Below are 20,200 nucleotides of genomic sequence, written 5' to 3' on the forward strand. Positions count from 1 at the left end.
GCGGGAGAAAGACAGGTCGTTCATGCGTCGTCTTCCCGGTCTTGCGCGGCAGCAGCGGCAGCATGGTCGGCGCCGCCGTGCACCGACAACTGCGAGCGCACCAGCTGAAAAATTTCGCGGTACGCCTTGCCCTGGCGCGGCGCTTCGCCCGGCGGGCCGGCCTTCAGGTCCTTGCGGGCCTGGCGCACCAGTGCGCGCAGCTGCTGTGAATCGGTGCCGGGGTGGGTTTCGATCCAGCCGCCCAGCGCGTCGTCGTCTGCAATCAGCCGGTCGCGCCAGCGCTCGGCCTCGTGCAGGGCCGCAGCTTCGGCCGCGGGCACGGTGTTCTGCTCGGCCAGGGCTTGCTTCACGGCATCGAGCGCTTCGGGTTCGAGCTTGCGCATCAGCTTGCCGATGAACTGCATCTGGCGGCGCTTGCCCTCGAAATTGGTAATGCGCTTGGCCTCGGCCACGGCGTCGACCAGCTTTTCGTCCAGCGGCAGGGCGTCGAACAGGCCGGCGCGCAGGCCGAGCAGTTCGGTGCCGAGCTTTTGCAGTTCGTCGCTCTCGCGCTTCAGGTCGGTGCGGCTGGCTTCGTCGGTGCCCTTGAGCTCGCGTTTGAGCTCCAGGTCGAGCTCGCTGCCTTCGGCAACGAACTGGCCACGGACAAAATAGCCTTTTTTGGGTTTGCGGGACATGGGGTGGATTCTGGGCCGCCCCGTGCGGCGTTGCAACGCGTGCAATGCAGAGGGACAAGCCGGGGGAAACGGAAAATAGGGGGCGCAAGTATCATAGCCACCACATGACGACATCTTCCTCGCGCGCCGATTCCGGCTTCGCCTACAGCCGCTCCTTCTTCGAAAACCTGGTCGACTCGGCCTTGGCCCACGCCAAAAAGCTCGGTGCTACCGATGCCGGCGCAGAGGCCTCCGAGGGCTGCGGCCTCAGCGTCTCGGTTCGCAAGGGCGAACTCGAAAACGTCGAGCGCAACCGCGACAAGTCGCTGGGCATCACGGTTTACGTGGGCCATCGCCGCGGCAACGCCAGCACTTCCGACTTTTCGGAGGCCGCCATCGCCCAGACCGTGCAGGCGGCGTACGACATCGCCCGCTTCACGGCCGAAGACCCGGTGAGCGGCCTTCCCGACGAGGAAGACATTGCCAAGGACCACCCCGAACTCGACCTGTTCCACCCCTGGGACGTCACCAGCGAAGAAGCCGCCAGGCTGGCGCTCGAATGCGAAGAAGCTGCGCTTTCAACCGACAAGCGCATTACCAACAGCGAGGGCGCAGGCGTCTCGGCCCAGCAGAGCCACTTTTTCAGCGCCCACACGCACGGTTTTCGCGGCGGCTATGCCAGCTCACGGCATTCGATTTCGGTTGCGCCCATTGCCGGCAAGGGCGACGACATGCAGCGCGACTCCTGGTACAGCTCCATGCGTTCGGCCGACGAGCTGGCCAGCCCGCAGGCCGTGGGCCGCTATGCCGCCGAGCGGGCGCTAAGCCGGCTCAAGTCGCGCAAGATCAAGACCACCGAATGCCCGGTGCTGTTCGAGTCGCCGCTGGCCGTGGGCCTTTTGGGCGGGCTGGTGCAGGCCGTGAGCGGCGGGGCGCTGTACCGCAAGAGCACCTTCCTGCTCGATTCGCTGGGCAAGCCGGTGCTGCCCAAGCACGTGGACGTGGCCGAAGACCCGCACGTGATGCGCGGCAAGGGTAGCTCGCCGTTCGACGACGAAGGCGTGATTACCCGCGCGCGCAAGGTGGTGGATGCCGGCCGGCTTGAAGGCTACTTTCTGTCGACCTATTCGGCACGCAAGCTCGGCATGAAAACCACCGGCAACGCCGGCGGTTCGCACAACCTCACGCTGAGTTCGCGACTCACCAAGGCCGGCGATGACCTCGACGCCATGCTGGCCAAGCTCGGCACCGGTCTCTTCGTCATCGAACTGATGGGACAGGGCGTCAACTACGTGACCGGCGACTATTCGCGCGGCGCGAGCGGCTTCTGGGTCGAGAAGGGGCGCATCGCCTTTCCGGTGCAGGAGATCACGATCGCCGGCAACCTGAAGGACATGCTGATGGGCATCGAGGCCATTGGCGCCGATGCCTACACCTTCGGCGCCAAGACCACGGGCTCGGTGCTGATCAACCGCATGAAGGTGGCCGGCAGCTGAGCCGGCCTGTTCCTCAGACGATCCGGACCGAAAGGTTCGGCAGCCCGTCGATGTGGATCTCGATCACGTCGCCGCGCACCACAGGGCCCACGTTCTCCGGCGTGCCCGAATAGATGATGTCGCCGGGCATCAGCTCGAAAGCCTGCGACAGGCGGCTGATCTGCTCGGCCACCGACCAGATCATGTGCTTGAGCGTGGCGTTCTGCTTGGTCTGGCCGTTCACCTTGAGCCAGATCGCCCCGTCGGTGTAGTGGCCGACCTTGGCAACCGGATGAATCGGGCCGATGGGTGCCGATTTGTCGAAGCTCTTGCCGATTTCCCAGGGTTTTTTCTGGTCGCCCATCTCGCGCTGCAGGTCGCGGCGGGTCATGTCCAGGCCGAGTGAATAGCCGTAGACGAGGTCCAGCGCATCCGCCGGCGCGATGTTGCGGCCGCCCTTGCCGAGCGCGACGACCAGTTCGACCTCGTAGTGATAGTTTTTGGTGAGCGTGGGGTATGGATGGTCGGCCACCGTGCCGGGCGTGACGACCTGGATGGCATCCGTCGGTTTCTGAAAGAAGAACGGTGGCTCGCGCGTGGGGTCTGACCCCATTTCGCGTGCGTGGGCCGCATAGTTGCGGCCGATGCAGTAGATGCGGCGCACCGGAAAAGCCTGCTCGCTGCCGACGATTGGCACGGTGGTTTGGGCCACCGCAAAAGGCGTTTGCGGCGCGCGCGATGCGCCGGCCGGAAGCGCGCAACCGGCAACTGCGCCGGCAGCCATGGCGGCGGAGCCGGCCAGCAGGCCGCGTCGTGAACTGGACATGATCTTGTCTCCTGAATCTTTGAATGGGCGATGAAGCCGGCCGTGGCCAGCCGGGCCATTCTGGAGCGCACCGCCGCCGGGTTCTTGCACGCATTTACGCAAAAACAGGACACAGGCACCACCCGCCAATCGCCCCGAGGCAGCGGGGCAAGGGCTTACCATCGCCCCATGTCGGCCCTTCAATCCAGCCTTCGCCTCTACGGCATGCAGGAGCGCGCGAACCATCTCGACTTCGACATTCGTTTCGAAGGCGCGCGGGACGTGCTGGCGCGGCCGCACCGCCACGAGTATTTCCAGATCCAGGTCAGCATCCACGGCGGCTCGCAGCAGGTAGTCGGCGGCGCGGTGCGCCCGTTTACCGCGGGGCACTTGAGCTTTGTGCTGCCATACCGCGTGCATGTGGTGCCGCATCCGCCGGGCGCGCGCTACGCCATCGTGAACTTCGACCAAAGTTTTCTATGGCCCGAGCTGGCGGTCGAGGCGCTCGAAATCGAGGGGGTGCCGGTTTCGCGCCGGCCCGAGCTCGCGCCCTTCCTGTTCCAGGAGTACATGGACTTTCATTTCGGCGACGCCGACTTCGCGCGCATCCTGGGTTGGCTCGAAGAGCTTGCCGTGCTCAACCGTGAGCGGCGCGTCGGCAGCGTGGCCGCAATCCGCGGCATTCTGCTGCAGCTGATGGGCCTGGCTTGCAGCCGGCACGAGGCGCAGTTGCTCGCGCAGGCCGCGCTGCAGAGCGGCCGCAGCACGGGCGGAGATGCGCTGCAGCGCGTGATGCGCTATGTGCGCGAACACCTGGGCGAGGAGATGTCGCTCAACGATGCCGCCGCCGCGGCCATGCTGTCGCCCAACTACCTTGCGCACCTGCTCAAGAAGCAGACGCACCGCACCTTTACCGAGCTGGTGACCGAGCGCCGCCTCGAGCGCGCGAAGGAATTGCTGGTGACCTCGAACGCCCGCATTGCCGACATTGCGCGGCAGTGCGGCTTCAGCGATGCGGTTTATTTCAGCCGCCGGTTCAGGCTGCGCAATGGTGTTACGCCAAGGCAGTTTCGCAATGAGGCCGGTGCCGGGCTTGCCGGGGCAATCGGCAAATCGAAGATGTGCCCTCCATGAATTCCAAGCCAGAAACCCCCATGCGTCCGCAGATCTACCTCGCAGGCCCGGATGTCTTTCGCCCCGACGCCCGAGACCACTTCGTGCGGCTCGCAGCCGCATGCGACGCATTGGGGCTTGCAGCCCTGCTGCCGGCGGACGGCAACGAGGAGCAGAGTGCCGAAGCGCCCGAGACGCGGATCTACGAGGCCAACATGCAGCGCCTTCGCGGTGCCGATGGCGTCGTGGCCAATCTCGCGTGCTTTCGTGGCCTGGAGCCCGATTCGGGCACGGTGTTCGAGGTTGGCGCCGCGGTGGCGCTGCAGATTCCCGTCGTGGCCTACGGTGTGCCGGCAGGCAGCTACGCAGACCGCGCCCGGGCGGCGTTGCCGTGCGCAGCAGATGCCGCCGGCGTGCTGCGCGAGACCGCGAGCGGCATTGCGGCGGAAGACTTCGGCCAGCCGCTGAACCTGATGCTGGCCTGTTCGATCCACATCGCTTCAACGCCCGAAGCGGCGCTGCAAAAGATGGCGGAGCTGCTCGCAATTCAGCAACGCTGAACCGCAGCCGTCATCGCATTCAGGCCGGTTTTGCCGCAGCGTTATCCGGCGGCGCCAGCAAATGCTCCAGCATTCGCCGCGCATTGAGCGGCAGGTCTTCCGACGAGCGCACGCACGCCATCAGCGTGCGCTCGGCCCATGCGTCGCTCAGGCCGGCGCGGGCAATCTTCATCGAGCGGGCGCAGCGCACGGCGGCGGTCTGCGGCACGATGCCCACGCCGATGCCGTGCTCGACCATGCCGCACACCGCCTCGAAGTTGCGCACGCGCACGCGGTAGGCCAGTTGCTTGCCCAAGGCGCGGGCATGCTGGGTCACCAGCCGCTGCAGTGCGCTGTCCTCGGTCAGGCCGACGAATTCGCTGTCGGCCACTTCGGCCAAATGCACGCGCCGGCGTCCGGCCAATGCATGGCCGCGCGGCATCACGAGCACGAGGTCGTCGCGGCGGAAGGGGTGGCATTCGAGGCCCTCGGTGCCGACCGCGTCGGAAACGATGCCGATGTCGCAGAGGCCGGCGCGCAGGGCCTCCACCGAGTCGGGGCTGGGGCGTTCCTCAAGGTCGACCGAGATGCGCGGATGCTGCGCGAGAAAGCGGCTCAGCACCTCGGGCAGGTGCTCGTTCAGCGCCGAGGTGCCGCACATGAAGCGCACGTGGCCCTTGAGGCCCTGGCCGTATTCGCCAAGCTCGCCGCGCATGCGCTCCATCTGCTGCAGCACGACGCGCGCATGGTGCAGCAGCGTGCGGCCGGCCTCGGTGGGGCGCACGCCCTGCGCGTGCCGCGTGAGCAGCGGGCTGCCGAGCGCGTCTTCCATGCCGCGCACGCGCTGGCTTGCGGAGGCCAGCGTCATGTGCGAACGCTGCGCACCGGCGGTGAGGCTGCCGGCCTCCACAACGTGGAGAAAGAGCCGAAGGTCTGTGAGGTCGAATCGCATGATGAGTCCGCAAGGTAGCACGGGAGCCTCAGTCTGTGCCTGAGGCCGGCTGCGCCAAAGCCGCATTTCCAGGCGAAGGCCCGGCCGGCAGACTCCGCGGCGATGGAAATGTCGAACCCACTTGCAAGCCACTGGGCCGCTGCCGCCGCTGTGTTTGCGCTGGCCGGCACGGTCAAGGGAGTGATCGGGCTCGGCCTGCCGACGGTGGCGATGGCGCTGCTCGCACTCTGGATGCCGCCCGCCCAGGCGGCTGCGTTGCTGATCGTGCCGTCGCTGGTCACCAACCTCTGGCAGACCGGGCCGCGTTCGACCTTCAGGCCGGTGCTGCGCCGCATCGGCGGCATGCATGCCGGCATCGTGGCGGGCACCCTCGGCGGTGCGTTGTGGCTCGGCGCGCCCGGAGGCGCATGGGCCTCGGTGGCGCTCGGGGTGGCGCTGGTGGCCTATGCGCTCTGGGGGCTCACCGGAGGGCAGCTGCATGTACCCGGGAGGCACGAGTGCTGGCTCGGCCCGATGGTGGGTGCGGCCACAGGCTTGGTAACGGCGGTGACGGGCGTGTTCGCGATGCCGGCCGTGCCTTATATGCAGGCCTTGGGTTTGCAGCGCGATGCGCTGATCCAGGCGATGGGTATTTCGTTCACCACATCGACCGTGGTGCTTGCCGTCGGGCTGGCGGCCAATGGGCAATATCCGGTCGCGGCGGCAGGCGGCTCCGTCGCCATGCTGCTGCCTGCCATCGGCGGCATGGCGCTTGGAACCTGGCTGCGCAAGCGGTTGCCGGTAGCGGTGTTCCGGCGCTGCTTTCTGGCCGGGTTGGCCCTGTTGGGGCTCTACATGGTGGTTCGCGCGCTGGGGTGAGGCTTGCTCCCGACGCGCTGCCCGCAGGGGCCTCAGGCTGCGAGCAGGGCCTCGCGAACGCGTTCGATGGCTTGCCGGTAGGGCAGGGTGAAGTTTTCGACGCTGTCGCTCCGTTCCAGCCAGCTGAACGAGAACACGAGGCCGTCTTCTTCAGGGCTGCCCATGGCCACGTGGTCGAAGGTTTCGGGCAGCGGCGTTTCGGCGCGCATCAGGAACAGGTGCCACAACTGCGGGTGGCGCAGCGTGTTGCCTTCGATGCCGGCCTCGCAGTCGCGCGTCAGGGTGCCAAGCGGCTGCAGTTCGCCGACGTGGTCGATGCCCGACTCTTCGAGCAGTTCGCGCCGCACCGCCACCTCTGGCGACTCGCCCGGCTCGATGGTGCCCTTGGGCAACTGCATGTTCCCGTCGCCGGGATGGCGAAACACCAGCAGCCGGCCCCGTGCATCGACGAGGCAGGCGCAGGCCTTCAGGATGGTGGTGGCGCAGCCGCCGTCGCTCATCAGGCGCTCGCGAGGGCCGCCTTGACCGCTGCGCTCACCTGGCCCATGTCGGCCTTGCCGGCGAGACGGGTCTTGACCGCGCCCATCACCTTGCCCATGTCGCCCGGGCCCTTGGCGCCGAGTTCGGCCACGATGGCCTTCACCTCGACAGCCACTTCGTCGGCGCTCATGCGCTGCGGCAGGTACACCTCGAGCACCTTGATCTCGGCCGATTCCTTGTCGGCCAGGTCGGCACGGCCGCCGGTGGTGAATGCGGCGATCGAGTCCTTGCGCTGCTTGACCATCTTGTCGACGATGGCAACGATCATGGCGTCGTCGAGCTCCACGCGCTCGTCCACTTCCTTTTGCTTCAGGGCAGCCATCAGCAGGCGGATGGTGCCAAGGCGCTCCGAGTCCTTGGCGCGCATCGCGGTCTTCATGTCTTCGGTGATCTGTTCCTTGAGGCTCATGCTCGGGGCTCCTGGTTCGGAAAAAACAAAAGCCGCGGCAGGTTTCCCTGGCGCGGCTGAGGCGGCAATCGGGTCGCTGGGCCGACTTGCGTCAAAGGCCGGCGACCCTGTTGCCAACGGGCATCAGTACAGCTTCTTGGGGAGCTGCATGCTGCGCACGCGCTTGTAGTGGCGCTTGACGGCAGCTGCCTTCTTGCGCTTGCGCTCGGCGGTCGGCTTTTCGTAGAACTCGCGGGCACGCAGGTCGGTCAGCAGGCCGAGCTTTTCGATGGTGCGCTTGAAGCGGCGCAGGGCGACGTCGAAAGGCTCGTTTTCTTTAACGCGGATGGTGGTCATTGATGATTCGTTGAACTGAATTTGGCTCGGGGAGATCGAGGCCCCAAGCCGGGGTTCCTCAACTGAAAATTTTTGCGGCCGTTGAGGGAAGGCCAAAGTTAGCCCGCGATTATAGCGCGGTTGCGCATGCATGTGCGCTCGCCCACGCCCATTGAAAGTTGTATCCGCCCAACCATCCGGTCACATCGACCACTTCGCCGATGAAATACAGGCCCGGTTGCTTCGATTCCATGGTCTGGGAAGACAAATCGCGGGTGTCGACCCCGCCGGCCGTGACTTCGGCTTTTTTGTAGCCCTCGGTGCCGCTGGGGGTAATTTGCCAGCGGGCAATGCGCTCGGCCAAGACTGCCAGCGCCTTGTCGGCGGCCTCGTTGACCGGGCGCTGCAGGGCCGGGTCTTGCCCCACCCAGGCGTCTGCCAGCCGGGAGGGCACCAGCGCGGCCAGTTCGTTGGCAATGCGCTTCTTCGACCGCAGCTTGGCTTCGCCCAGGGCTTCGGCCACGTTCACGCCGGGCGCAAAGTCGAGCGTCAGCGGCCTTCCGGGTTTCCAGTAGCTCGAAATCTGCAGCACGGCCGGGCCCGAGAGGCCACGGTGCGTGAACAGCAGGTCTTCGAGAAACGCCATCTTTTCCTTCTTGGTGCCGGTCTCGATGCGCACCGGCAGCGCCAGCCCTGCCAGTTCGGCGTACGGCGCCCAAGCCTCGCCGCCGAAGGTCAGCGGCACCAGGGCCGGACGGGGCGTGACCACGCGCAGGCCGAATTGCTCGGCCAGGCGGTAGCCGAAATCGCTGGCACCGATCTGCGGAATGGAGAGGCCGCCGGTGGCGACCACCAGCTTGGGCGTTTCGATCAAGCCCTTGCTGCTATCGATTCGGTAGCTGCCGGGCCGCTCAGTGCCAACGCCGGCCGCCGAAAACGTGATTTTTCCAAGCTTGCAAGGCTGCCAGCGCGTGACGTTGCCCGCATCGCACTCCGCCAGCAGCATGTCGACGATCTGCTGGGACGAACCGTCGCAGAACAGCTGTCCCTTGTGCTTCTCGTGAAAGGCAATGCCGTGCTTCTGCACCAGTTCGATGAACTGCTGCGGCGCATAGCGCGACAGCGCAGAGCGGCAGAAATTGGGGTTGTCGCCGATGAAGTGGCGCTGCGGGGCGCGCACGTCGAGGTCGCGGTTGGTGAAGTTGGCGCGCCCGCCGCCCGAGATGCGGATTTTTTCGCCGACCTTCTCGCTGTGGTCGACCAGCAGCACCTTGAGTCCGCGCTGGCCCGCCAGCCCCGCGCAGAACAGCCCGGCCGCACCCGCGCCGACCACGACGACATCGAACTGGAAAGGAGCGCTCAAAGCGGTAACGACGGATTCAGGGGCCATCTGCCGCAAGCAGCGGCGGCGCGTTGTACTTCAGGTGCCCCACATAGCGCAGGGGCTGCGTGGCCGCAATAGAGGGCACGTCGCCCTCGCGCATGTGCAGCAGGTCGGCCGGGCTCACCCAGCGCGGATCGGCGTCGGTGATCGGCATGCCGGCCTTGCGGTAGGCCTCGAGCACGAACTGGGAGCAGAAGAACTGGTCGTCCCGGCTTGCGCCCAGCTGCACCATGGCCATGCCGCTGATGCAATAGTGGCTCACGGCCGAAGGTATCAGCGGCAGCTCGCACAGGCGCCGGTTCAGCACGAAGGGCGCGTTCAACAGCACGCCGGTGGTGTTGTAGCGTGTGCCTACCTGCGAGTTGGCCCAGGCGCGGAGCTTTGCGACGCCCGCGGCATCGAGCCCGGGCACGCGAAAGGCGACGACCATCTGTTCTTCGTCGATCACGTCGGCCACCGGCCGTGCGCGCACGCCGGTGCCCACGGCTTCGGCGATCAGGCCGTCGCCCAGGTACAGCACCGCATGGCTCACCGGCGAGAAGGTGCCAAGGCGAATGCCGAAGGAGTTGACCGTGGCGATCGAGGTCAACAGGATGTCGCCCGGCTGCAGCGCGTCGGCGGCAATGAGCTCGCCCCCGTTGCCGGGCGCGATGACCGAGCTTTGCACGCGCAGGCGCAAGCCGGCGTCTTTGGAGGGCAGCTCGACCCGCGTGGCGCAGGCCGTGAGCAGCAATGCGGCCGTGGCCGCAGCCATGAGAAGGGCGGAGCGCATCATCCCTTCCACACGAACGGGAACTTCAGTTGCTTGAAGAAGCCGTTGGGCACGTAGTCGCCAAGCACCCCGTATTTCTCTGGCCAGAGCTTGGTGCTCTTCACCGCGGTGCCGAAGATGTAGTCAAGAAAGGCGTAGTGCGCCGAATAGTTCTTGTCGAGCGCCTCCACGTCCTGGCTGTGGTGCCAGTGATGGAAGTTGGGCGTCACGATGATGTAGCGCAGCGGGCCGAGCCGAACGCTCACGTTGCAGTGGTTGAACACCGCCTGGAAGCCCACCACCACGATGTACGCGTCGATCACTTCCTTCGAAAAGCCGAACACGTAGATCGGCGCGAGCACCAGCGTGCGCGTGATCAGCAGTTCGAGAATGTGTTGGCGCGAGCCCGCCATCCAGTCCATGCTTTTGACGCTGTGGTGAACGGCATGCAGGCGCCACAGCACCGGCACCTCGTGATAGGCGCGGTGGGTCCAGTACTGCACCAGGTCGGCCACCAGAATGATCAGCAGCAGCCCGGCCCAGAACGGCAGGTTGCCTACCCAGCCGCGAATGCCGTCGTTGGCGGCCCAGCCGAAGAACTTGTGCACCATCAGGTTGGTGGCCAGCAGGACAAAGCCCACGATCATGTGGTTCACCACAAAGTGGTGGAAGTCGGTTTGCCACTCGGCGCGAAACACCGGTTGGTCCTTGCGCAGCGCAAACAGCTTCTCGATGAAGATGAAGATCAGCGACGAGCCCAGCAGGTCGAGAATGAACCAGTCCAGGCCGATGTACGGCGTGTTGTCGGCAAAGTCGTTTACCGGCACCTTGTGCCCGCCCAGCAGCGCCGCCGCGGCCACCAGAAGAAAGGCGGCTGACGAAAGCCAGCGTGAGCGGTTGAAGATGATGTTCACCAGCGCCATTCCGCCCGACACCACCATGGCCGCCAGCAGAATGAAGCGCATCACATCGACGTTGTAGCTCCGGCGCAACTCCGGCGTGGTGAGGTACTGCGGAAAGTGGAACGCCAGCACCCCCAGGAAGCACAGGATGCCCAGGCTCAGGGCGATGGTTCCCGTAACCAGGCCCCGCCCGCGCTGCAGTTCCCCATGGTTCTGGGTGAATTCATTGAGTTTGTCGATGTCCAGCATGCCCGCCTCTCTCGTTGTTTGCGCTTTTGTTGGAGCGCGATTTTAGGCGGCTGTAGGAAAACGCCCACGTCCGCCAAAAGGTCTAGACGTGGCCGCCGGTCTTTGGCTCTTTGGCGTCAACGCGGCCGAACGGCACGCCGGCGCAGCAGCGCCGCCGCACCCAGCGCCAAGGCCATCACGAGCAGCGACACAACAGTGGTCACCGTCCCCAGCGCATAAATCGACGGCGTGGTAACGGTCGAAGTCAGGCCCTGCAATTCGAGCGGCAGCGTATTGACATCGCCGATGGCTTGCGAAGTGCGGGCGATCTCGTCCCACGACAGCGTGAAGCCGAACATGCCGATGCCCACGATCGACGGGCCGATCAGCGGCAGCACCACGTGCCGGAAGGTCTGCCAGGGCGTGGCGCCCAGGTCGCGCGCGGCTTCTTCGTAGGCTGGGTTGAAGCGGTTGAACACCGCAAACATGATGAGCAGCCCGAAGGGCAGGGTCCAGGTCAAGTGCGCGCCAAGCGCTGAACTGAAGAGGCCGAGCGCGGTGCCGTAGCTTTCGAGCAGGGTGGTGGCGTCCATGGCCTCGAGCAGGCTCTTCACGCCGGTGTCGATGAGACGGAACTGAAGTCCGATGCCTAGCGAAATGATGATCGACGGCATGATGAGGCTCGCCACGGTGACGAAGAACAGCGCGTTGCTGCCGGCGAGCTTCTTGCGGAACGCAAGGCCGGCCAGCACCGAAAGCACCACCGTGAACGCCATTACCACCGCGCCCAGCGCGAGCGAGCGCCTGAACGCGGCGCCGATGTCGACGGTGCCCAAGCCCTCGGCCAACTTGTAGAACCAGTGCAGCGAGACGCCGCGCAGCGGAAAGGTAAGGCCGCCTTCGGGACCCTGGAAGCTCAGGATGAAGATCGTGATCATCGGGCCGTAGAGAAACAGCACGAAGAGTGCGAATACGATTGCCAGGGGCCAGAAGCCTGGGCGACGTTCCATCTCAAAGCTCCTTGCGAATATCGACAAGCCGCGTGAGCCCCCAGATGATCATCAGCACCACCGCCAGCAGAATCATCGCGTTGGCCGCAGCCAGCGGAAACTGCAGGTACGAGGTCTGCACCTGGATGATCTTGCCGATGGATGCGATCTGCTGGCCGCCCATCACGCCGATGGTGACGAAGTCGCCCATCACGATGGTGATGACGAAGATCGAGCCGATCAGGATGCCCGTGCGCGACAGCGGCACCACCACGTTCCACAGCGTCTGCCAGCCCGAGGCGCCTGCGTCGCTCGCCGCTTCGAGCAGCGAGCGATCGATGCGCATCATGCTGTTGAAGATCGGCACGATCATGAACATCGTGTAGAGGTGCACGAAGGCGAGCACCACTGAAAAATCGGAAAACAACAGCCACTCGACCGGTTGCCCGACCAGGCCCATTCCCATCAGCATCTGGTTGACCAGCCCGTTGCGCCCCAAAAGCGGCACCCACGAGATCATGCGGATCACGTTCGATGTCCAGAACGGTACCGTGCACAGCACGAAGAGCACCGTCTGCATCGTCGACGAGCGCACATGGAACGCAAGAAAGTACGCCACCGAAAAACCGATGAGCAGCGTAATGCCCCATACCAGCAGGCAGAACTTGAAAGTGCTCAGGTAGGTGTTGAGCGTGACGCACAGGTCGCCGTTGTCGGTGAGCTGAGAGCAACCTTCGAAAAGGCTTGCGTAGTTGCGCAGCGTTACCGCTGGAATCAGTTCGTACTCGTTGAAGTTCCACAGGCTGACCATCGCGATCAGCGCCAGTGGAATCAGGAAGAACAGCAAGAACACCAGCGCGAATGGCGCGGCCTGCCACCATGCCTTTACAGCATGGATCGACGGGCTGGGCGCATGCGCGCTGGCAATGGGCGCGCTCACAGGATCAGGCCGCGACGAACTCGTTCCATTTGCGGACCATGTATTCGTTCTCGTCCATCACCGCGTTCCAGCAGGCGATGCCGCCCATGCGCTGCTCGTAGCTGCCACCGTCGCGCACCGCGCCGGCCTTGGCCAGCAGGTCGCCGTTCGGGCCCTTGATGTCCTGCGCGGCAGCCTTGCCTTCCATCCAGTAGGCCCACTCGTAGGCCTCCATCTTGGCCTTTGCGGTGTCTAGCACGGCGCTGTAGTAGCCCTGGCGGTTGAGGTACGCGCCGGCCCAGCCATCGAGGAACCAGTTGATGAATTCATAGGCGCCGTCGAGCTTCTTGCCCGAGAGCGTGGCCGGCAGGCCGAAGCCGGCCGCCCAGGCGCGGTAGCCTTCCTTGAGCGGCTGGAAGTTGCAGGCAATGCCCTTGGTGCGCACGGCAGTCACGGCCGGCGACCACATCGACTGGATCACCACCTCGCCCGAGGCCATCAGGTTGACCGACTCGTTGAAATCCTTCCACAGCGCACGAAACTGGCCTGCCTTCTTGGCTTCGATCAGGGTCTTGATCGTCAGGTCGATCTCGGCCTTGGTCATGTTGCCCTTGTCCTTGTACTTGTGGATGCCCTTGGCCTCCACCACCATCGCCGCGTCCATGATGCCGATCGACGGAATGTTCAAGATGGCTGCCTTGCCCTTGAACTCGGGGTTCAGCAGCTCGGCCCAGGAACCGATGGGCCGCTTGATCAGGTCGGGGCGAATACCCAGCGTGTCGGCGTTGTAGACCGTAGGGATAAGCGACATGAACTGCGTGGGCGCAGCAGCGAACTTCTTCGACTTTTCGCCTTCGAGATAAATCACCTTCTTGGGCGCCGTGCCCTGGTCGCCCACGGCCTTGCCGGCAACCTCGCCCTTGGTGAAGAGGGTGGTGATCTTGTCTGCGTTCTTGATCTTCCTGGTGTCGATGCCCTTCAGGTTGCCGGTGGGCACGATCTTCTTGAGCGAAAAGAACTCGGTGTCGATCAGGTCGAAGCTGTTCGGGGCGGTCACCGCGCGCTTGGTCACGTCGTCGGTGGTCACTGCCACATACTGGATCTCGATGCCCGTGTCGGCCTTGAACTTTTCGGCAATCGCCTTGTCCTGGTTCACCGCCGTGCCCAGGTAGCGCAGCACGATCTTTTCCTGCGCATGCACGAAGGGCGCGATGCCCGTCGCCAGAATGCCGGCGGTGCCTTGCAGCAAGGTGCGGCGCTGGAGGCCGGCGGACGAGTCGATAGGGTCGGTCATGGAAGAGTCTCCGTGGAAAAAAAGTGGCGGATGTACTGAACTGAACAGAACGGAAATAAAGACGGTGGGCTAAGCCGCTGGCGCGGCGAGCGCGCGCGCATCGGCCGCGGCCCATGCAAGGCGCACCGCGTCTCCGGGCGCATAGGGGCTTGCAAGAAAGGCGGCTTCGCCCAGCAGCACCGACACGTTCTGGCGCCCCGGCGCTGCGGCGTCCAGCGCAAGGCCGAGCAGCACATAAGTGCCCTGGTATTCGACATCGGTGATGGCCGCGGCAATGCCCCGATCGCCGGAGGCCGGCGCAATGCGCATGTGGTCGTTGCGCACCGCAATCGGCCCGGCGGGCGTGTCGAACACGTTGTGGCCGCCCATGAAGCGCGCCACGAATTCGTTGGCCGGATGGTTGTAGATCTGGTGCGGCGAGCCGACCTGTTCGATCACGCCGTGGTTCATCACCACCATCGTGTCAGCCAGCGCCATCGCTTCTTCCTGCGAGTGCGTCACATGAACGAAAGTCAGCCCCAGCTCCTTTTGCCAGCGCCGCAGCTCGGCGCGCATCTGGATGCGCAAGAAAGGGTCGAGCGCCGACAGCGGCTCGTCGAGCAGCAGCACGCGCGGCTCGGTAATGAGCGCGCGCGCCAGCGCCACGCGCTGCTGCTGGCCGCCTGAAAGTTCGCCCGGCTTGCGTTCGGCCAGGTGGCCCATTGCCACGCGCTCCAGCAGGTCGCGCGCGCGCTTCTGGCGCTCGGCCTTGCCTGTGCCTTTCATCTTGAGGCTGAAGGCCACGTTGTCCACTGCCGAGAGGTGCGGAAACAGCGCAAAGCTCTGGAACATCATTGCCGTGCCGCGAGCGGCGGCTGGCAGGTTGGTGATGTTGCGGTTGTCCAGAAGGATGTCGCCGCTGGTGACCGACTCATGCCCCGCGATCATCCGCAAGGTGGTGCTCTTGCCGCAGCCTGAAGGGCCCAGCAGGCAGCAGTAGCTGCCGCTGGCAATGCGCAAGTCGATCTGGTCGACCGCCGGCGGCGTACCGGGGGCGTAGCGCTTGCTCAGCGCCACGATTTCAACGGCTGCGGGCGGAGGCGTGGCGACGGCGGTCATTGGCCGGCGCCGCACGCGAAAGACGGTCGAAAAACGAGCATGCTGGCGTTAAGCACGCTCCATGCCACATGGGGGTTGGAGCGACCGATGCGAGCGCGCAGACGGCGCGGGCTTGCCGCGCTTTCTCGTTCAGGTACCGAACCGGCCGGCGTCCGATCCCGCCGGCAGCGCCGCAGCGGCCAACCCGCGCAGCACGTCACCCACCACGATCACTGCGGGGCTCGCCAGCCCGGCTTCGGCAATGCAGGCCTGCAGCCGTTCGAGCGTGGCCGTGACGTGGCGCTGCTGCGGCAGGCTCGCATGCTGGATGACCGCTACGGGCGTGTCGCCGGGCAGGCCGTGCAGCAGTTCGCGTTCGATGTGGCCCGCTCCCGCCACTCCCATGTAGATCACGAGCGTGAGCCGTGCGCTGTGGGCGGTGGTGGCCAGTGCACGCCAGTCTGTGGCGTCTTCATGCGCGCTGGCGCCTGTCTTGGCGTGGCCGGTAACGAACACCACCCCCTGCGCGTGGTCGCGGTGTGTGAGCGGCACGCCCAGCGATGTGACTGCGGCAAGGCCGGCGGTAATGCCGTTGATCACCGTGCACTCGATGCCGGCTTCGCGAAGGTGCTCGACCTCTTCTCCGCCACGGCCAAATATGAACGGATCGCCACCCTTGAGGCGCACCACGGTTTCGCCTTCGCGCACCGCGGTGATCATGAGCCGTTCGATGAATGCCTGCGGCGTGCTCTTGCAGCCGCCGCGCTTGCCCACGTGCACGATGCGCGCACCGGGCCGCGCATACGAGGCCAGGATGCTCTCGCTCACCAGGTCGTCCACCAGCAGCACGGTGGCGGCCTGGATCGCCTTCACGGCCTTGATCGTCAGCAGTTCGGGGTCGCCTGGGCCGGCGCCCACCAGGGTGCAGCTTCCGGCGGTGAGGGGGGAGGTCGGTTCGTTCATGCGTGGGCTGCGTGGTCCGCCAGTTGCGCGATGTGCCTGACCTGCGTGGCGATGGCTTCCGGCACGGGAAGATCGCCATTCAGCACACGGCGCGTGTACTCGGCTGTGGTCGCGACGTCGATCTCTTTTGGCAGCCCCGGCACTTCGTTCGACGTGCCGGCGGCCTGGGCTTGCAGCTCGCTGCGCACGCCGCGCACAAAGCCGTCGATCTGCGCGGTGCGGCGCGGGTCGGACACCACTTCGCCCTCGAGGCCGCGCGAGAGCAGGGCGGTCATGCCCATGAGCTCGAAAGTCTCTGCCATGGTGCGCGCGTATTCGGGGTGGGTGTAGCTTGCCACGACAACGCTGGGGCCGGTGGTCGGCTGCATCAGCTTGACCACGCTGTGGCCGGGGTTGCGCAGGCCCACCACGCGGCGCACGTCGAGCAGCCGCTTGAGCGCGGGGTTGAGCAGTTCGGTCGGCGCAAAGCCGATTTCGCCGGGTGCAATCTTTCGGATGGCGGTGAGCATGGGAATGTCCAATGCTTCCAGCACGTTCGAAGCCAGCACGCGCGATGTTTCGGTGGCGCTGCCGTGCACCAGCACCGGCAGTCCCTCGCGGGCGAGCAGCAGCGCGAGCAGCGGCGTGAGCACCGGCAGCTTGCGCGCGCCGTTGTAGCTCGGCAGCACGATGAGGGGGCGGTCGGCCGCAGGCAGGTGGTTGAGCCGTGCGTGCGTTGCATCGAGAAAACCGGCCATCTCTTCGGGTGTTTCGCCCTTGATGCGCATGGCCAGGCAGAAGCCGCCGATTTCCAGGTCGGTCACGGTGCCGTCCAGCACCTGGCCGAACAGGTCCGTGGCCTGTTCGCGCGTGAGCGGCTTGGCGCCTCGCGCGCCTCGGCCGATTTCCTTGATGTATTGGCTGATTCCCATGGGTGCCCCGATTGTCCCGCAATGCTTATGCCGGAATGCAAGGCGGCTTATGCCCCTCCATGTGCCCCTATGCACCCTCCGCGAGAACCTCCACCGGCGTCGCGCGCACCATGCGCTTGAGTTCGGGCAGGCAGGAGCCGCAGTTGGTGCCGCATTTGAGCGCACCCTGCAGCGAGGCCAGCCGTTCCTCGGGCGTGCCGCTGCAGCGGCCCAGTTCGGTTTGGATCGCCAGGTCGGTCACGTTGAAGCAGGTGCACACCGTTTGCCCGCGGGACTGCACCGCAACCGGCGCGCGTGCGCCCGGCGACAGCAGCAGCCGGCCGTAGGTTTGCGCCGGAATCTCCTCGCGCAGCAAGGTGCCGATCCAGGCCTCGGCGCTGGTGTCGCCGCCCAGCAGGAAGGCTTCGAGCCCGGCATTGCCGTCGGCGCGGCGCACCAGCCGGGCCACGCGGCGCTGGCCGCGGCGGCGGTCGGCGTAGCGCAGGGCATCGCTCGCGCCAAGGCCCAGCAGGCCTTCGATGCGGTCGATAAGGCTGTCGTCCGGCGTGTCGTGCGCGGCTGCACGAAACAAAATGCCGCTGCGCTCTTCGCGCGGGGTGTTGCCCGAGAACGGCACGCAGGTGGCAAACGGAAACAGCGCCATCAGCGGCTTGAGCGCCTGCTGTGCGGCAAATGTGCCATCGGGCGGCAGCCAGGCCATGGCGAGCAGCGACCATGGCAGTTCTGCCTTGAGGATCTTGACCGGCGTGTGCTTGAGCTCGGGCTGCTTCGAGGTGGGGCAGTAGGCCGGCGTGGTCAGCGCATTGATGCCGGCCAGCGGCGTGCCGGTCGACGAGCAGCCGCTCAGGTATTCCTCGCCCCAGTGCATGGCGACGAAAGCCTGGCTCAGCCCGATCTCGGCGCTGGCGCGCGCGGGCAGCAGGATGGAGCCGCGCTTGGAGGTGAGGTGCACCAGGTCGCCGTCTTTCAGCAGGCGGCGCGCCATGTCTTGCGCGTTCATCTGCACCACCGGCTCGGCCACGTGGCCGAACAGTCGGCCGACGGTGCCGGTGCGGCTCATGCCGTGCCACTGGTCGCGCAGGCGGCCGGTGTTCAGCGAGAACGGATAGCGCGCCTCGCGTGCCTCGGCCACGGGCTTGTAGACCGTGTCGACGAAGCGTGCGCGGCCGTCCGGCGTAGGAAAAACGCCGTCTTCGTAGAGGCGTGCGCGGCCGGTGGTCTCGCCTTCCTTCAGGGGCCATTGCTGCGGGCCGGCCGTGTCGAGCATTGCGTAGCTCAGGCCGGTGATGTCGAGGTCGCGCCCGCGCGTGGATTCGCGGTGCTCGTTCCACACGCGTTCAGCGCTCTCGTAGGGAAACAGCGTGTCCGTGCGGCCAAGGCGCTGCTCGAGCCGGCGTGCAAAGTCGACGGCAATCGACCAGTCGTGGCGCGCTTCGCCGGGCGCCGCCACCGCAGGACGCACACGCGAGATGCGGCGTTCGCTGTTGGTCACGGTGCCTTCCTTTTCGCCCCAGGTGGTGGCGGGCAAGAGCAGGTCGGCAAAGGCGCAGGTCGAGGTGGTTGAAAAGGCTTCTTGCACCACCACGAACTCGGCGCGCTCCAGGGCGCGGCGCACCGTGGCCTGGTCGGGCATCGATTGCGCGGGGTTGGTGCAGGCAATCCACAGCGCACGAATCTCGCCGTCGGCCGCCGCCTGGAACATCTCGACCGCGGTCTTGCCGGGCTTCTCGGGCACGGAGGGCAGGTTCCACAGCGCCGCCACTTCCGCGCGGTGCGCGGGGTTGGCCAAGTCGCGATGCGCGCTCAGCAGGTTGGCCAGGCCGCCCACTTCGCGCCCGCCCATGGCGTTGGGCTGGCCGGTGAGCGAAAACGGACCGGCGCCAGGCTTGCCGATCTGGCCGGTGGCCAGGTGCAGGTTGATCAGCGCCGCGTTCTTGGCGGTGCCGCTGGACGACTGGTTGAGGCCCTGGCAATACAGGCTCAGCGTGGCGGGCGAGGTTGCGAACATGCGCGCGGCGGCAAGCAGGTCGTCCTTCGAGATGCCGCAGATCTGCGCCACCTTGTCGGGCGTGCATTCGCGCACCGTGGCCTTCAATGCATCGAAGCCCGTGGTGTGGGCGGCGATGTAGCGGTTGTCGGTCCAGCCTTCCCAGAGCATCAGGTGCAGCATGCCGTTGAACAGCATGACGTCGGTGCCGGGCTGGATGGGCAGGAACAGGTCGGCAATTTCCACCGTATCGGTGCGGCGCGGATCGGCCACGATGATCTTCATGCCCGGATTGGCGGCCTTCGCGTCCTCTATGCGGCGAAAGAGAATCGGGTGTGCCCACGCGGCATTGCTGCCCACGATGAAAAGGCACTCCGCGTGCTTCAGGTCGTCATAGCAGGCGGGCGGCGCATCGGCACCGAGCGTCTGCTTGTAGCCGGCCACCGCGCTGCTCATGCACAGGCGCGAGTTGGTGTCGATGTTGTTGGTGCCGATCAAACCCTTGGCGAGCTTGTTGAAGACGTAGTAGTCCTCGGTAAGCAGCTGGCCCGAAACATAGAAGCCCACGGCGTCCGCCCCATGGTCGCGCATCACCTGCACGAATTTGTCGACAGCGCCGTCGAGCGCGGTGTTCCAGGAAATGGGCGTTGGATCGGCGCCGCGCACGGCGCGCTGCATCGGCTGCAGCAACCGCGTCTGGCGTGTGACCGTGGCCGTTGCGGTAAGGTGCAGCGTGGAGCCCTTGGTGCAAAGGCGCCCGAAGTTGGCCGGGTGGTCGGGGTCTCCGCGCACGCCGGTGATCTGCGCGCCTTCGGACTCGATGATCACACCGCAGCCTACGCCGCAGTAGGGGCAGGTGGAGCGAGTTTCTTCCATGGGTCGATGCCTCGGTTTGGCGTTCAACTGCTGTGCGGCGCCTGCACGTTGAAGGTCTCGTCGCCCAGCTTGCCTGCCGTTGCGGCGCCGGGGCCGGCGCGGGGTGGCGCCAGGTCGATGGCGTGCGTCTTGAGCTCGTTCGCATCCAGATGCACCACCCCCTCAGCCACCTTCACCGCAAACTTCGGCGTGCACCCTTCATCGGGCGACCTGGCGCAGCCGTCGTCCAGCCCGATGGCCCAGTTGTGCAGCGGACA

20 protein-coding genes and 1 pseudogene are annotated in these 20,200 nt (G+C 65.9%); 4 read left to right on the top strand and 17 right to left on the bottom strand.

Features of this window, described 5'->3' with window-relative positions:
* Positions 1-20: 20 nt before the first annotated feature.
* Positions 21-677, bottom strand: coding sequence for a ribosome biogenesis factor YjgA (gene yjgA / locus J2X67_RS19525; protein ID WP_309955543.1), 657 nt, complete (start codon positions 675-677; stop codon positions 21-23).
* A gap of 104 nt (positions 678-781) precedes the next feature.
* On the opposite strand from yjgA, the gene pmbA reads away from it, so the two are divergent.
* Positions 782-2,152, top strand: coding sequence for a metalloprotease PmbA (gene pmbA, locus J2X67_RS19530; RefSeq protein WP_309955547.1), 1,371 nt, complete (start codon positions 782-784; stop codon positions 2,150-2,152).
* Between the two features lie 13 nt (positions 2,153-2,165).
* On the opposite strand, the gene J2X67_RS19535 is transcribed toward pmbA, so the two are convergent.
* The gene (locus J2X67_RS19535; protein WP_309955550.1) at positions 2,166-2,957 is read right to left on the bottom strand and encodes a fumarylacetoacetate hydrolase family protein; all 792 of its coding nucleotides are present in this window, start codon (positions 2,955-2,957) and stop codon (positions 2,166-2,168) included.
* A gap of 204 nt (positions 2,958-3,161) precedes the next feature.
* On the opposite strand from J2X67_RS19535, the gene J2X67_RS19540 reads away from it, so the two are divergent.
* Entirely contained in the window at positions 3,162-4,070 is a 909-nt protein-coding gene (locus tag J2X67_RS19540; RefSeq protein ID WP_309955605.1) for an AraC family transcriptional regulator, read from the top strand.
* Complete coding sequence (locus J2X67_RS19545; RefSeq protein WP_309955551.1) at positions 4,067-4,609, top strand: nucleoside 2-deoxyribosyltransferase; 543 nt, start codon at positions 4,067-4,069, stop codon at positions 4,607-4,609. Before J2X67_RS19540 ends, J2X67_RS19545 begins: the two co-directional genes overlap by 4 nt.
* Before the next feature lie 19 nt (positions 4,610-4,628).
* Here the strand turns inward: J2X67_RS19545 and J2X67_RS19550 are convergent, their stop codons facing one another.
* Positions 4,629-5,540, bottom strand: a complete 912-nt coding sequence (locus tag J2X67_RS19550) for a LysR family transcriptional regulator (protein WP_309955553.1) — start codon at positions 5,538-5,540, stop codon at positions 4,629-4,631.
* A gap of 102 nt (positions 5,541-5,642) precedes the next feature.
* Between J2X67_RS19550 and J2X67_RS19555 the strand changes: the two genes are divergently transcribed.
* The gene (locus J2X67_RS19555; RefSeq protein ID WP_409050519.1) at positions 5,643-6,398 is read left to right on the top strand and encodes a sulfite exporter TauE/SafE family protein; all 756 of its coding nucleotides are present in this window, start codon (positions 5,643-5,645) and stop codon (positions 6,396-6,398) included.
* A 32-nt stretch (positions 6,399-6,430) separates the two neighbouring features.
* Here the strand turns inward: J2X67_RS19555 and J2X67_RS19560 are convergent, their stop codons facing one another.
* From J2X67_RS19560 to J2X67_RS19625, 14 genes and pseudogenes are all read right to left on the bottom strand, one after another.
* Entirely contained in the window at positions 6,431-6,898 is a 468-nt protein-coding gene (locus J2X67_RS19560) for an NUDIX domain-containing protein (protein ID WP_309955559.1), read from the bottom strand.
* Complete coding sequence (locus J2X67_RS19565) at positions 6,898-7,347, bottom strand: GatB/YqeY domain-containing protein (RefSeq protein ID WP_309955561.1); 450 nt, start codon at positions 7,345-7,347, stop codon at positions 6,898-6,900. Before J2X67_RS19565 ends, J2X67_RS19560 begins: the two co-directional genes overlap by 1 nt.
* Before the next feature lie 123 nt (positions 7,348-7,470).
* Entirely contained in the window at positions 7,471-7,683 is a 213-nt protein-coding gene (rpsU, locus tag J2X67_RS19570) for a 30S ribosomal protein S21 (RefSeq protein WP_007833691.1), read from the bottom strand.
* Positions 7,684-7,792: 109 nt separating this feature from the next.
* A complete protein-coding gene (locus J2X67_RS19575) occupies positions 7,793-9,052 on the bottom strand; it encodes an NAD(P)/FAD-dependent oxidoreductase (protein WP_409050520.1) in 1,260 nt (419 codons plus the stop codon).
* The gene (locus J2X67_RS19580; protein ID WP_409050521.1) at positions 9,042-9,821 is read right to left on the bottom strand and encodes a YaeF family permuted papain-like enzyme; all 780 of its coding nucleotides are present in this window, start codon (positions 9,819-9,821) and stop codon (positions 9,042-9,044) included. Before J2X67_RS19580 ends, J2X67_RS19575 begins: the two co-directional genes overlap by 11 nt.
* On the bottom strand, positions 9,818-10,948 hold the full coding sequence (locus J2X67_RS19585; protein ID WP_309955569.1) for a sterol desaturase family protein: 1,131 nt from the start codon (positions 10,946-10,948) through the stop codon (positions 9,818-9,820). Before J2X67_RS19585 ends, J2X67_RS19580 begins: the two co-directional genes overlap by 4 nt.
* A 116-nt stretch (positions 10,949-11,064) precedes the next feature.
* Positions 11,065-11,937, bottom strand: a complete 873-nt coding sequence (locus tag J2X67_RS19590; RefSeq protein WP_309955572.1) for an ABC transporter permease — start codon at positions 11,935-11,937, stop codon at positions 11,065-11,067.
* A 1-nt stretch (position 11,938) separates the two neighbouring features.
* The gene (locus tag J2X67_RS19595; RefSeq protein ID WP_309955575.1) at positions 11,939-12,856 is read right to left on the bottom strand and encodes an ABC transporter permease; all 918 of its coding nucleotides are present in this window, start codon (positions 12,854-12,856) and stop codon (positions 11,939-11,941) included.
* Positions 12,857-12,860: 4 nt separating this feature from the next.
* Positions 12,861-14,129: an extracellular solute-binding protein gene (locus J2X67_RS19600; protein WP_309955578.1), complete on the bottom strand. Its 1,269-nt coding sequence runs from the start codon at positions 14,127-14,129 to the stop codon at positions 12,861-12,863.
* Between the two features lie 69 nt (positions 14,130-14,198).
* Complete coding sequence (locus J2X67_RS19605; RefSeq protein WP_309955582.1) at positions 14,199-15,227, bottom strand: ABC transporter ATP-binding protein; 1,029 nt, start codon at positions 15,225-15,227, stop codon at positions 14,199-14,201.
* Between the two features lie 129 nt (positions 15,228-15,356).
* Positions 15,357-16,169 carry a uroporphyrinogen-III C-methyltransferase gene (gene cobA / locus J2X67_RS19610; protein WP_309955585.1) on the bottom strand — a complete coding sequence of 271 codons (813 nt, stop codon included), beginning with the start codon at positions 16,167-16,169 and terminating at the stop codon, positions 15,357-15,359.
* Positions 16,166-17,080: a DNA-binding protein YbiB gene (gene ybiB / locus J2X67_RS19615; RefSeq protein ID WP_309955588.1), complete on the bottom strand. Its 915-nt coding sequence runs from the start codon at positions 17,078-17,080 to the stop codon at positions 16,166-16,168. The genes cobA and ybiB overlap by 4 nt, the downstream gene beginning before the upstream one ends.
* 67 nt (positions 17,081-17,147) lie before the next feature.
* Entirely contained in the window at positions 17,148-19,943 is a 2,796-nt protein-coding gene (locus J2X67_RS19620) for a molybdopterin-dependent oxidoreductase (RefSeq protein ID WP_309955590.1), read from the bottom strand.
* A 23-nt stretch (positions 19,944-19,966) separates the two neighbouring features.
* Positions 19,967-20,200: pseudogene (locus tag J2X67_RS19625) on the bottom strand (nitrite reductase (NAD(P)H) small subunit); the annotation flags it as partial.

The organism is Variovorax sp. 3319 (assembly GCF_031456585.1).
GTDB lineage: Bacteria > Pseudomonadota > Gammaproteobacteria > Burkholderiales > Burkholderiaceae_C > Variovorax > Variovorax paradoxus_P.